Source organism: Mucilaginibacter sp. (assembly GCF_039207105.1).
Classification (GTDB): Bacteria; Bacteroidota; Bacteroidia; order Sphingobacteriales; family Sphingobacteriaceae; genus Mucilaginibacter.
Map to the genome: position 1 here is coordinate 13,222 of NZ_JBCECK010000070.1, position 13,770 is coordinate 26,991.

Annotated in this window: 12 protein-coding genes and 2 rRNA genes; 6 read left to right on the top strand and 8 right to left on the bottom strand. The window is 40.7% G+C overall.

Translation table 11 applies throughout. The features are described from left to right. Positions 1 to 430: hypothetical protein (locus AAGC65_RS15030; RefSeq protein ID WP_343113279.1), on the bottom strand; the 430-nt coding region annotated here is incomplete at its 3' end. A gap of 538 nt (positions 431 to 968) precedes the next feature. On the opposite strand from AAGC65_RS15030, the gene AAGC65_RS15035 reads away from it, so the two are divergent. Both AAGC65_RS15035 and AAGC65_RS15040 read left to right on the top strand, forming a co-directional pair. After that, entirely contained in the window at positions 969 to 3,764 is a 2,796-nt protein-coding gene (locus AAGC65_RS15035; RefSeq protein ID WP_343113280.1) for a TonB-dependent receptor family protein, read from the top strand. A gap of 5 nt (positions 3,765 to 3,769) precedes the next feature. After that, positions 3,770 to 4,546, top strand: coding sequence for a GLPGLI family protein (locus AAGC65_RS15040; RefSeq protein WP_343113281.1), 777 nt, complete (start codon positions 3,770 to 3,772; stop codon positions 4,544 to 4,546). 75 nt (positions 4,547 to 4,621) lie between these two features. Here AAGC65_RS15040 and AAGC65_RS15045 read toward each other — a convergent pair whose 3' ends face one another. From AAGC65_RS15045 to AAGC65_RS15065, 5 genes are all read right to left on the bottom strand, one after another. After that, the gene (locus AAGC65_RS15045) at positions 4,622 to 5,410 is read right to left on the bottom strand and encodes an SDR family oxidoreductase (protein ID WP_343113282.1); all 789 of its coding nucleotides are present in this window, start codon (positions 5,408 to 5,410) and stop codon (positions 4,622 to 4,624) included. Between the two features lie 29 nt (positions 5,411 to 5,439). After that, positions 5,440 to 6,717, bottom strand: coding sequence for an L-fucose:H+ symporter permease (fucP, locus tag AAGC65_RS15050; protein ID WP_343113283.1), 1,278 nt, complete (start codon positions 6,715 to 6,717; stop codon positions 5,440 to 5,442). A 40-nt stretch (positions 6,718 to 6,757) separates the two neighbouring features. Next, positions 6,758 to 7,903: a DUF6786 family protein gene (locus tag AAGC65_RS15055; protein WP_343113284.1), complete on the bottom strand. Its 1,146-nt coding sequence runs from the start codon at positions 7,901 to 7,903 to the stop codon at positions 6,758 to 6,760. A 76-nt stretch (positions 7,904 to 7,979) separates the two neighbouring features. Continuing rightward, the gene (locus AAGC65_RS15060) at positions 7,980 to 8,837 is read right to left on the bottom strand and encodes a fumarylacetoacetate hydrolase family protein (protein ID WP_343113285.1); all 858 of its coding nucleotides are present in this window, start codon (positions 8,835 to 8,837) and stop codon (positions 7,980 to 7,982) included. Between the two features lie 22 nt (positions 8,838 to 8,859). After that, positions 8,860 to 10,032, bottom strand: coding sequence for a glycoside hydrolase family 172 protein (locus AAGC65_RS15065; RefSeq protein ID WP_343113286.1), 1,173 nt, complete (start codon positions 10,030 to 10,032; stop codon positions 8,860 to 8,862). Between the two features lie 306 nt (positions 10,033 to 10,338). Between AAGC65_RS15065 and AAGC65_RS15070 the strand changes: the two genes are divergently transcribed. The 4 genes from AAGC65_RS15070 (at position 10,339) to AAGC65_RS15085 (ending at position 12,623) form a co-directional block, all read left to right on the top strand. Then, positions 10,339 to 10,923: a Crp/Fnr family transcriptional regulator gene (locus AAGC65_RS15070; protein ID WP_343113287.1), complete on the top strand. Its 585-nt coding sequence runs from the start codon at positions 10,339 to 10,341 to the stop codon at positions 10,921 to 10,923. Positions 10,924 to 11,046: 123 nt separating this feature from the next. After that, positions 11,047 to 11,763: a pirin family protein gene (locus AAGC65_RS15075; RefSeq protein WP_343113288.1), complete on the top strand. Its 717-nt coding sequence runs from the start codon at positions 11,047 to 11,049 to the stop codon at positions 11,761 to 11,763. 101 nt (positions 11,764 to 11,864) lie between these two features. Beyond that, on the top strand, positions 11,865 to 12,167 hold the full coding sequence (locus tag AAGC65_RS15080) for a hypothetical protein (RefSeq protein ID WP_343113289.1): 303 nt from the start codon (positions 11,865 to 11,867) through the stop codon (positions 12,165 to 12,167). 231 nt (positions 12,168 to 12,398) lie between these two features. Beyond that, a complete protein-coding gene (locus tag AAGC65_RS15085; protein WP_343113290.1) occupies positions 12,399 to 12,623 on the top strand; it encodes a hypothetical protein in 225 nt (74 codons plus the stop codon). 34 nt (positions 12,624 to 12,657) lie between these two features. On the opposite strand, the gene rrf is transcribed toward AAGC65_RS15085, so the two are convergent. Beyond that, positions 12,658 to 12,769: ribosomal RNA gene (gene rrf, locus AAGC65_RS15090) — 5S ribosomal RNA — on the bottom strand. Positions 12,770 to 12,976: 207 nt separating this feature from the next. Next, positions 12,977 to 13,770: ribosomal RNA gene (locus AAGC65_RS15095) — 23S ribosomal RNA — on the bottom strand; the annotation flags it as partial.

Below are 13,770 nucleotides of genomic sequence, written 5' to 3' on the forward strand. Positions count from 1 at the left end.
GTTTTATTTGTCTGTCAAATCCAAATCCATTGGCCTTGTACCATTTGCCATTTACATAAAATGCTACCGTATTGGCAAGTAAATTAATATCAACCTTAATATTTACCCAGGTTTGTTTATTTAATTGCGACAAGCTGAGCGGTATTTTGATCTTGTTGCTTTTACTATCTATATTAAAATTTAAGGTGGGTAGTCCGTTATAGTTATAAATGTAGGTTAAACTGTAAGAATTGTTCTTGTCATCAATAATGTTAAATACGTAACCCAGATGCTCATTATCCCATAACGACAGATCGAAATCCATTTTTAAATGGTCGTAAAATGTAGGGATATCTTTACTGAACACGGTATAAGAAGTGCGTTCATCCATCAAACTATCGTTTGAGTTAAACATCAGTCCCTGGGCACTGCTTCTTTGTATTGTTAACATCGTAGTAAAAAGCAATAGTATCTTATATACCTTTAAATTCAGTATTAAAACTTTACTTTTTCTTATCATCACGGGGCGCAGGTTTACAGGGTACAAACAAGGAATGTTTATTCAAAAACACTGCTAAATTATACTTTTTTAAAGTAATGAATGGCTAAAGAGCATAGCTGAAGCCAGTTTTTATGGATGCTATGCATTACCAAAAATCATTTTCCATTCGCCTGTAAATACGTACCTGATTTATCCTATAAATGTTTCGTTACAAGTAATACCACTTACTCATCTTATTAAGTGATTATATTATTCTGATATTTTTTTCCCGGAGTAATTATTTAACAGAATATTATCCTAAAGCCCATATTAGGACCTCAATCTCTGAGAATTTTAAAATACAAGTTTTGCAAATCCATCTCAAACAATTAAAAAACAGATAGTTGCAAATATTTAACAATTATTAAATGTTAAAATAACAGATTAAAATGTTAAATATCTTTGAACACTAAAGTTTTAGTTATACCTTGTAAGCACAAATAACCTTATGAAAATCACATTTCCTGCATTAATAATACTTTGCCTAAGTACGGTTTCGGTACTGGCGCAAAGTAATTATTCTATCAAAGGCTCGGTTGCCGATACCGCTTCAAATTCCAAACTTACTAACACTACTATTAGTGTATTAAATGCAAAAGATTCTATCCTTCAAAAATTTACCCGGGTACATGATGGCAGTTTCGCTTTAAATAATCTAAAGAAAGGGAAATTCATCTTATTAGCTACTTATCCCGGATATGCGGATTATGTAGACCGCTTTACACTTGACTCTGCGCATACCACCCATGATTTTGGCCGCATTAAAATGATATTGAAAACGCAATTACTTGCCGAAGTTATAGTGAAAGCCAAAGTGGCGGCTGTTAAAATAAAAGGCGATACCACCGAATTTAATGCCGCTGCTTTTACTGTACAGCCAAACGACAAAGTTGAAGATTTGCTTAAACAGCTACCCGGCATACAAGTTGACAAGGATGGTAAAATTACCGCTCAAGGCCAAGCCGTAAATAAAGTACTGGTTGATGGTGAAGAGTTTTTTGGCGATGACCCAACTCTTGTTACCAAAAACCTGCGTGCCGATATGGTTGATAAAGTACAGCTGTATGATAAAAAGAGTGACCAGGCATCATTTACCGGGATTGATGATGGGGTTAAAAATAAAACCATCAACATTAAACTAAAGGAAGACAAAAAGAACGGCTATTTTGGTAAAATAGACGCAGAAGGTGGTACAGATAAATATTATCAGGAACAGATCATGTTTAACCGCTTTATGGGTAAACAAAAGTTTTCGGCTTATGGTACTATTGGCAATACCGGTAAAACAGGCTTAGGCTGGCAGGATAATTCCAAATACGGAAGTGCCGGAAACGTGGAATTTGGCGATGGAGGCGAAGTATATTTTTACGGTGGTGGTGGAGATGATGGGCTCGATTCATTTAGCGGGCAGTATAACGGGCAGGGTATACCACTGGCCAGAACCGGCGGTTTGCACTATGATACCAAATGGAATAGCGATAAGGAATCAATAAATACCAATTATAAAATAGGTTCATTAAATGTGGATGGAACCCGGAATACACAAACTCAAAACAATCTTCCTGGATCCTTTTTTAACAGCAATAGCGATCAAACTTTTCATAACCATATTTTCAGGCAAAAGCTTGATGCTACCTATCAGCTTAAATTAGATACCTCATCAAACCTGAAATTCATGATTGATGGTACTACCAAAAGTACCGTAACCAATAGTGATTATAACACAACCAGCCTGAGGCAGGATAGTTCATTACTTAATAATAACAGGCGCAGCACCACCAATAATGGCGAGCAGAAGATTTTGAATGCCAGTGTACTTTACACCAAAAAATTCAAAAAAACAGGCCGAAGTTTTTCGGTAAATATTACAGAAGCTTATAATGAGAGTAAATCAAACGGCTTCTTAAAATCAGAGATTGATTATTACAACAAGCAAGGTACGCCTGATAGTGCTCAAAAAATTGATCAATATAAAACCGGCTTAAGCAGAAGCTCTATTCTCAATACCAACATCACCTATTCTGAGCCTATTACCAAAGATTTATCGGTGCTTTTCAATTATGGCCTTAATATTAATAACGGCCGTTCAGACAGGCGCTCGTTTGACAACTCGGGCAACGGCCAATATACTATGCTGGATAGCAGCCTCAGCAATAACTTTAAGCTTAACCAATTATCAAATCAGTTTGGGGCTATTTTCAATTACAAGAAAAAGAAGACCATTATCACTTTTGGTAGTAAAGTATCAGCTGTAAACTTTAAGCAAATTGATGAGTTCACGAACAATACCTTAAGCCGTAATTTTACAAACTGGTACCCACAAGCCAGCTTTATGTATAAGTTTTCGCAGCAGCAAGTATTCCGGATAAACTATAATGGTAGTACCCAGCAACCCAATATTGATCAGATACAGCCGGTTAGGGTAAATACCGATCCGTTAAATATTACACTGGGTAATCCTGCTCTTAAACCTTCGTTTACAAATCGCATCAGCATAAACTATAACTCTTACAAAGTAATCAGCGGGCAGTCCATCTACATGGGTGGTTCGTACGCCCGTATTATTAACCCCATTGTAAATAACGTAACAACAGATTCGGCAGGGGTAAGTACCTATCAATCATCAAATCTTAAAGGGCACCAAACTTCCAACATGTATTTTTATGGCGGGTTTGATCAAAAGATACCTAAAGTTGATATTAATGCAGGTATTGGCTTAAACATGAATGGCAGCACCTACTTTAACCTTACCAATAATCAGCTTAACGAAACTAAAGCCAACACCTACTCTGCAAGCCTGCGGTTGTCAAAATACAAACAAAAGAAATATGAATTTTGGGCTGGCGCCGGGCCAACTTATACCGTAAACTCTTCATCATTACAAAAGAATATCAATAACAACGGACGCGGGTTTAATGCTTACGGTGGCCTTGGCCTATACCTGCCGGCTAAATTCAGGATCGGTACTGATGCAAACTACCAATATAATGCCGCCACGCAATCTTTTAATGAAGATTTCAGGCGTACCACTTTAAATGCCAGCATTACCAAATCCTTTATGAAGGATGAGGGTTTAAAGATCATCGTATCGGGCAATGACCTTTTAAACCAGAATACCGGATACAACCGTACCGGATCAGCCAATATTCTAACCCAGGAACGCTATACTACTATTAAAAGATATTTTATGCTTTCCCTCGTGTGGGATTTTAATCACATGGGTGGAGGTGCTCCTAAAAAATAATTATCATGAAATACACCTGCTTATCAATCACCCTCTTGCTGATGCTCTGCAACAACCAGCTGTTTGCCCAAAACAAGCACTTTACCGAGCATGGCACTATTACGTTTGAAAAAACCATTAACATGTATGCCCTGTTTCAAAAGCAGATCACCAAGGATAATGAAAGCTTTTTAAGGCCGGCATTTGATTCTTATAAAAAAACGCAAAAACAATTTAAGGTATTAAAGAGCACCCTTAATTTTGATAACAGCAAAACCTTATTTACTCCTATTGAGCCCGAAACACAACCTAACGGCTTTTTTGGCGACAGCCCTATGGCTAACCAGGTAAATACTATTTATACTGATTTAACAACCAATACCATTATTGATCAGAAAAAGGTATTTGAAGAAACATTTTTGGTTAAGGACAGTACCCGCAAAATTAACTGGAAAATTACCAGCGAAACACGCGATATAGCTGGCTACACCTGCCGCAGGGCCAATGCGCTGATACTTGACTCTATTTATGTAGTTGCCTTTTATACAGACGAGATACCGGTTACCGGAGGTCCTGAGTTTTTTAACGGCTTACCGGGTATGATTCTTGGGGTAGCGCTGCCACATGAAAACGTGACCTGGTTTGCTACCAAGGTTGAGGATATACCTATTGAAGAAAAAGCATTGGCAGCCCCCAAAAAGGGTAAACCGGTAAATAACAAGTCGCTTTATACCACTCTTACATCGGTCATGAAAAACTGGGGCGAATACGCGCAAAAATACCTTAAAGCATTTATGATGTAGGTTGCCGTAATCTGGATCATGTACAAATACAAAAGCCATACCCTAAGGGTACGGCTTTTGTATTTATTAAAACCCTTAAGCGTTAGCTAATGCCCTGTCTAAATGCACATAACCACCGTCAACATAAATCAGTTGACCCGTGGTGTGGCTCGATCTTGGCGATAACAGGAAGGCTGCACTATTGGCAATTTCTTCACATGTGGTCATACGGTTGCCCAGCGGTATTTTTGATTCAATTTCGCGCAGTTTGGCATCCGGATCGCTCAGTGTTTTTATCCAGTTGGCATAAAGCGGGGTCCAGCATTCGGCTACTACAATAGCGTTTACACGTACACCATATTTTAATAATTCAACTGCCCATTCACGGGTCAGGGCATTACGACCGCCATTTGATGCCGCATAGCCCGAAGTATGCCCTTGGCCGGTATCCGCTGTTTTGGAGGTAATGTTTAATATAGCCCCCTTTGATTTTTTTAGTTCAGGCAAAGCATGGTGCGCCATTAAAAAGTAATGCACTACGTTTTTATGTAACGATGCCATAAAGCTTTCATAATCGCCGCTCTCCAAACCTACACCATCATTAACACCTGCATTATTTACCAGCCCTTCTATACGGCCAAATTGAGCAACAACAGCCTTTACGGCGTTTTCACATGCTTTGGGGTCGGTAAGTTCGGCTACAACCTGGAAGGCTTTACCTCCAGTTGCCTCTATCGCGTGTACCACTTTAAGGTTATCGGCCTCCACACGGCCCACAATTACGGGTATGGCACCCTCGCTGGCCAGTACTTTTACAATGCCTTCCCCAATGCCTTTTGCGCCGCCGGTCACTATAATTACTTTATCTGTGAGTTCTAAATTCATTGTTATATGTTATAATTATTCATTACTTATTAATGCGAAACAGAAAGTTTCACTTCTTTTACTTTCAGGTTCCTAATGGCAAAATAAAATACAAACAGGAAACATGCTGCCGGCACCAGGTAAGCTATTTGTATGTTGGTAAGATCGGACACACGGCCCATAATCGGCGGGAAAACCGCGCCACCCACAATAGCCATGATCACTAATGATGACCCCTCTTTAGTTTTTGAACCCAAGCCACGGATACTTAACGAGAATATGGTCGGGAACATGATCGACATAAAAAATTCCACCGCTATAAGCGCGAAAACCGGGAACTTGCCATGCAGAAAAACCGAAAGCACAATCAGGGCTACATTGGTAATACCGTAAATAGCCAGCAACCTTACCGGATTAATAAAGGTCATCAAAAATGTCCCCACCATTCGGCCGGCAAAAAAAGCAAAAAGTGCTGCCGATAAATAAATTGCTGCTAACTTTTCATCCATCCCTGCAACACGCTCAGAAAAACGGATAAAAAAACTACTTACGCAAGCCTGCGCACCTACATAAAAAAACTGAGCAATAGCACCAAATCTCAAATTTTTTTCTTTAAACAAGTTCCCTATTCTTTGTAGTAACGGCAAACTCTCATGCAGTTCCATACCCTCTCCCTCCTCAACTATTTGAGGTAGATGGGTACGGTATAAAAGTATAGCCACAATTAGCACTACGATGCCAATAACTATAAAGGGCATCTGTACCGATGAGGCTTCCTTGAGCAGATAGGTGTTCAACTGATCTGCAGACATGGCCGACTCCTGTGTCGATGTTAGTGTTTTACCTGATAAAATAACATTTCCGCCTATATACGCTGCGGACACAGCTGAAAATCCGTTGAACATCTGTGCAAAATTGATTCGTTGCGTAGCACCTTTAGGATCGCCTAACACCGTGATGTACGGATTGGCCGCTGTTTCCAAAAAGGCGGCACCCGAAAATATAATGAATAATGCCCCAAGGAAAAAAGCGTAATTTCTGACTATTGATGCCGGATAAAACAGAAATGCCCCTGCCGAAACAAGTACTAAACCTAATAATATCCCGCCTTTGTAACCATAGCGTTTCATGAATTGCGCAGCGGGTATAGGCAATAAAAAATAAGCGATATAGGAAGCTGAATCAACCAGGGATGATTGCAGGTCACTTAATTGACAAGCCTTTTTTAAGTGAGGTATTAATATTGGGTTAAGGTTTAATGCAAAGCCCCAGATAAAGAACAGGGAGGTGATAAGCGCTATTGCAAACAGATTTTTGTCTTTGGCCATTGAGAGTGTTGGTAATTAGTTTATAATTAGGTTTTATAATTTATTTAAATGTTGTTGTAATATCCTGCAGCGAAATACCCAACGTTTTGACCGCTATTTTGTTAAGGGCTTCTTCCTCGCCTGTAAAGTGGAATACGCTATGCTGATGCGATAAGCTTTCGCCGGGTTTTAAAAATGCCGCTGGTGATACGCTTTCCAGTTCATAAAAAGGTCCCATTTGGCTTCCGTTAGCCAATGGCCCGTCGTTATAAGCATTAACGGCATCGCCTGTAAATGGCTCGGTATCGGGTTTCCATTCCTGGTTTAAATAGTCGGCCTTGCTATCAACAGTAAAAAGGGTAATGGTTAATACTTTGTTATCGGCATCGTAACTACCTACCATATTTTTAGCCCGGTTTGGCGGAATGCCCAACTTACCTCGTGATTTACCATCGGCTTTAAATAGTAAAACACCATTTTTGTAGGCTATTCTATCTTTAGCTATTTCACCAAAATAGTTAGTCGTGGCTATTTTACCCGTGGCTGTTTCCTGGTAAGGCACAACAATTACCGTTTTAGGTGTTGGAGTAAACATATCCAGGTTCCATAGGCAAGGTGCACCGCTGGTTTTATCCCAGGTGTTATCTCCCGTATTTGTGATTTTGTTTTGGGTGCTAAAGCCTACCGATTTTATTTTAGTATCCAGTTCAATTCCTAAAGCCTGTTGTATAAAACCTGGTTCCAGTATTTCAATATCCCGTTCTAACTTTACTGACAGTTTGGTACCCACATAGTTTTGCAGTTGTGTGGTTTTACTTAGTAATACTTTTGTAGCTGTTGCCGAAACCAGATCCCAGCGTTCATTGTCAACGGCCGCCGGGGTATGCCAGTTTTCAAACTCCATTTTGGTGCCTGGCTTAAAAAACAGGGAAAACCTGCCGCCTTCAGGGCCAAGCCATAGCCTGTCTTCGCCACCGTAAGCGTTCATATGCTCATCAGGATGCGCGGCATCAAAGGTTTCGTATTTGATCCAACCGAAACTTTTGCCTTTCAGGCCATCAGCCGTTGAAGTAAAAACCTTAGCCTGGTATTTAGGCGAAACAATGATCTGCCCATTCCCATCCTTGCTTTTCAAAACAACAATACTGTCCCTGGCTTTTAAAAATTCCAGATCGTAACCAAAAGTACCTTTAGTGGCTGATTCCATTTTTGTGTTACATGCGTTAAAAACGGTTGTCACTATTATTGCAAAAACTAAAGTTGTAACCGTTCTCATGTTCTTGTTATTGATGTTTCGGATTCAGACCAATCGTGTTAACCAGCGTACCTATTCCGTCGATGGTGATCTCTACCACATCGCCTTTTTGAAGCGTAAAAGTGGCGGGGGGAACCAAACAAGTTCCCGTCATTAAAAAACACCCCACCGGAAAATCACACTCGCTGTATAAATAACCGGCCAGTTCGGTAAATGAGCGTTTAATGCGCGATACGGTTGTAGCATCTTCATAAACAGTTTCATTATTACGCTTGATGATCATTTTAATGACCGATTCACTTGCTATAGGTGTGGGCGATACCAGCAAACATGGGCCAAGGGCAGCGCTTCGTTCATATATTTTAGCCTGCGGCAGATACAGGGCATTTTCGCCCTCAATACTGCGCGAGCTCATATCGTTACCAATAGTATAGCCTTGAATATCCCCTTTTGAATTGATGAACAGGGTAAGTTCAGGCTCGGGCACATTCCATTCTGAATCTTTACGGATATAAACTTCCTGACCTGGCGCCGCCACACGATGCGGCATGGCTTTGAAGAATAGTTCAGGCCGTGGGGCATCGTATACCTTATCATATAAACTGGCCCCGCCCGATGTTTCTGATTCTTCCATCCGCGCATCCCTGCTCTTCAGGTAAGTAACACCTGCTGCCCAAACTTCCTGGCTACCTATCGGGGCTAACAGATCTCTATTTAAAAACTCGGCTCTTACCTCATCGCTTACAGGCGTAGTATCGGCAGAAATCTGCTGCAGATACCCGGCCAAATTATCACGATTGATCAGACTGTCCCATTCATCATCAATAATGTAGGTAGCGTTGTTATGTTCAAGTAAAATGCCTTTAGCTATTTTGTACAGTTTCATCAGGTAGATTTATATTCAGCAATTAATTAACTTCCAGTTGATCACGTGAGGGGAGTTTTGGGAAAGGGCCATGCGGGCCGGTCTGGTACCAAAACACAGTTGAGGCAATATCATCCTGAAGAGGCATATATCGGCCATCATGCCGCCAGCCCAATGCCTGTATGGTAACTTTCAGGCTTTTTTCAAACCGTATAGGGTCTGTAATGTGCCAGCGGTATAGGCCAAAACGCTGTGCTATGTTATAATGCCCATCACCACGAATTACCTGATGAAGGCCGCTGTAAGGACTGCAAAATTCGGTGTATTCTGTTTTCTCTTCTTCTTTACCGTTAGCATCTTTATGATGGGTATCAAAATCATATGATCCGCAAAAATAATCTTCGGTACCTGTGCCGTTTATGGTAGGGAACTTGGTATCACCATCCATAAAAAACTTGATCTCGCCTTCGCCCCACCAGCCATTTTTGTTGGAACCATAAGCCAGGTAAGTACCCACGTATTGTCCTTTACCCTGAATGCTATCCACCAAAACAAAATCCTTTTTATAAGGTAAAGGGTTAACCCTCCTGAATTGCGCATGAAAATAACCAGCATCGTCAGGAACCTGGGTAAGCGTATAATCAACCTGGTAATACAGCACCATATCTTTATCATCAATGTTCTCCATCGTTATGCGGCACTTTTTCCGAAACGGCATAGGCCAGTAACAGTTAAATGCGCTTCCCGGATTAACCGCGACAGCCAATGATTGTAAGGGCGCGTATTTACCCCAGCCCATGCCAAAAAAATCGCCAACAGGTACTTCTACAGAAGGGCTGGTTTCATCATCCCAGTAAAAACGAAGTATAGAATAGCGCCAGTTTCCCGTAGGCGTCATCCAGATATGTTGTATAGCGCCAGGGCCATCAATTTCGGCAATGGTATAAGTAGTTCCTTTTTTAATAATTACACTTGGGCTTACTTTCCAGGTTTGTCCCAGATCGCGCGAGGCATTAGCTCCTGTGCCGGTAGTAGCCATTCCGCCTTTTCCCTTTTCACCGTTAAAATTTTCAGGACTGATAGATCTGGTTTTGGCATCAGACACACGGTAAATATTACCCAGATTTACATCAAGCCCATTAAATTTTTGCTGTGCCAATGCAGGTGATGCCATAAAAACAAACATCCAAAGCACTAAAGCATAATTCTTCATCATAAGGTTACCTATTTAATACTTAAATACATTTAATTGGAAATGCACTTTAGGTTTAATATGCAAAATACCTTCGCAATCAGGGCTTCAGGCATTCACAATCATATTGATATTTTTTAATTTATAAATCCTGCTTTATGAGCATAACATACCTTTATTTTGGCATCAATAAATTCAATGATATTAGCAGAGGCACATTTACAGGTTTACTGAAAGCTAATTTACATTTTATTAAAAAGAAACATCATCCTTAAAAAGAATAATTACCGCTGCTATTATTTATAAAGTAAATAAAACTCATTTTTGCATATGTCATTTAACCTCATACTTCAAAATATAGCCAAACACATTAATCTTACCAAACATGAGCAGGAAGTATTTATTGGTTACCTCCAGGCAAAAACAATAAAACGCAAACAGTTTTTGCTTACCGATGGCGACATATCTAAGCATTCCATATTTGTTACCGCAGGCTGTTTAAGAGGATACACGGTTGATAAAAGCGGTATTGAACATGTACTAAGCTTTGCCCCGCCAGATTGGTGGATAGCAGATATGTACAGTCTGATTTCACAAAAGCCCGGTATCCTGAATATTGAGGCTCTTGAGGATACTGAAGTTTTGTTGCTGTCAAAAGTTAATCAGGAAAAGCTATACCTCGAAATACCCAAATTTGAACATTTTTTCAGGATTCTTATTGAAAACTCCTTGGTATCCAGCCAGCAAAGATTAATCGACGGGCTTAGCCTTACGGCAGAGGAACGGTATAATAATTTTTGTAAACGATACCCAACACTCATAGATCATCTTCCACAAAAGCAAATAGCCTCATACATTGGTGTAACACCCGAATTTTTTAGCCGGATGCGCGGCGAAATGATCAAAAGGCGTTAATAACATCTGTGTAATTTGAGATACTTTATTCGTGTAATTCGTGTCCTTTCATTTCTTAATGTACATCAAGTGCCCATCGCTTTTGCTGCCGTAAATTTGTTATATAAATAAAAAAATAACAACATGGCACAAACCATTTTACATAAGGCCGAAACCCGAGGTCACGCTAATCACGGGTGGCTAAGCAGCTATCAATCATTTAGTTTTGCAGGATATTACAACCCTGATAGAATGAATTTTGGCGCTCTGCGTGTATTGAATGATGATACCGTAGACGGCGGAATGGGCTTTGGTGAACACCCGCATGACAATATGGAGATCATATCCATCCCCTTAGAAGGTGATCTGGAACACAGAGATAGTATGAATAATATGGCCGTAATAAAAAATGGCGATATACAGGTGATGAGTGCGGGCACAGGAATTTACCACAGTGAATACAATAGCGATGAGGCCAGCGATGTAAAGTTTTTGCAGATATGGATATATCCGAACAAACGAAATGTTCAGCCACGGTACGATCAGCTTACGTTGAATTTAGAAGACAGACATAACAAACTGCAACAAGTATTATCGCCAAATGCTGATGATGCTGGTGTTTGGATCCATCAGGATGCCTGGTTTCACTTAGGTAAATTTGATAAAGACATTACAACTGAATACAAAATTAAAAAACAAGGTAACGGCGTTTATGCCTTCATTTTAAATGGCGAAGTTGAAATAAACGGACAAGTACTGAACAGCCGCGACGCGTTGGGCATTTGGGATACCGATCAATTTACTATTAAGGCAAACAGCGAAGCTGAATTTTTGCTGATTGATGTACCCATGAAATTTTAAGATCTTTTTGATGATGAGTGATGTGATTTGCCGGTCCCCTCTCTGCCTGATGATGCAGGGATGGGGGCATGGCAAAAATGAACTCAATTAAACATTTAACCATGAACCAAGCACAGATATTAGTGATAGGTAGGCACCCTGAGATACTACGCACTGTAGTTCGCCTGGTAAATAGTAATACAGAATGGAATGCCACCGGGTGTATTAGCGACGAAGAAGCTGTTGCTTTATTCAATGCGCAGGAATTTGCACTTGTATTACTTGGCGGAGGCATTGATGAAGCTTCAGAAAAGGCATTAGGCAATTATTTTAAGTCCATCAGACCCAACGTTAAGATAATACAACACTATGGTGGTGGAAGTGGGTTACTGAGTGCAGAAATATATGAAGCTTTAAAATCATAAAGCTTGTTTTTTTAAGAATAGCAGAAGACGCTTCGTAAGGCTCTTTTGTATATACAATAGTAAGCGATGCTCTCAATACTAAAATCTTTATATGACAAAGTCTGTATAAAGGTTATAATGTATTATTACGCTTCAGAGTAAGAAAACTGACCAGCCGGCTGTACCTATAGCTGTCTCTTATCCCATCTATCTGGATACTTCTTTTTTAGTCGGCACTAAAAGGCATTTAACTTGAGATTTCAGCAAGCTTTCAACTTCACATTTAATAAGTGTATTGCCCCATTCGTTCTGGATTTTACCAGCATTTATAACCATCTGTTTATCAGTTGTTCACCGGTGTTCATGAGCGTTCACGGCGGTATGAACGTGAACGGTTGGGGGGTGTGGACGTGCAGGGGTGGTGGTGATGGAAAGTGGAAAGGTGTTAAACGCAAAAAAGCCTCAGTGCTATACTGAGGCTTTAAGTTTTACATCCTTTCTGGATGATAAGGTTTGGCACCGACCTACTCTCCCACGTTTTACCGCAGTACCATCGGCTCTGGCGGGCTTGACTTCTCTGTTCGGAATGGGAAGAGGTAGACACCGCCGATATAGGCACCTGAATTTCTTTATAGTTTATTATTGGAGTATGGATTAGTAGAGCAAGGAGTAAGGAATTCTGTCCATGATCTTTGTTCCATTCATCTTTTGTCCAAAACAAACATGACATATTATTGAAAGAAGTGATTGATTTCGAGAAAACAACAGTATTGTATTGTCTGGTTATACGTATTACGTCAAACGTTCTACGTATAACCCTTATTACCTGCTATGAGAAAGCTTCGGGCAATTAGTATTACTCGGCTTTGATGTCACCACCTTTATACCTGTAACCTATCAACGTAGTAGTCTCCTACGACCCTCAATGGAAGTCTCATCTTGTGGCTAGTTTCGCACTTAGATGCTTTCAGCGCTTATCTATTCCCAACGTAGCTACTCTGCAGTACACCTGGCGGCATAACAGATTCACCAGAGGTTAGTCCAACCCGGTCCTCTCGTACTAAGGTCAGCCCCACTCAAACTTCCAACGCCCACAACAGATAGGGACCGAACTGTCTCGCGACGTTCTGAACCCAGCTCGCGTGCCACTTTAATGAGCGAACAGCTCAACCCTTGGGACCTTCTCCAGCCCCAGGATGTGACGAGCCGACATCGAGGTGCCAAACCTCCCCGTCGATATGAGCTCTTGGGGGAGATCAGCCTGTTATCCCCAGCGTACCTTTTATCCTTTGAGCGATGGCCCTTCCATGCAGAACCACCGGATCACTATATCCGTCTTTCGACCCAGCTCGACTTGTCTGTCTCACTGTCAAGCAAGCTTATGCTATTGCACTCCACGTACGGTTACCAAGCGTACTGAGCTTACCTTTGAAAGCCTCCGTTACCTTTTTGGAGGCGACCACCCCAGTCAAACTACCCGCCAAACAATGTCCTCGACTCTGTCGAGTTAGACACCAAATACAGAAAGGGTGGTATTTCAACGTTGACTAACCAACTCCTAGCGAAGCTGGATCACAGTCTCCCACCTATCCTACACATCCTGTATCCGATATCAATGTTAAGT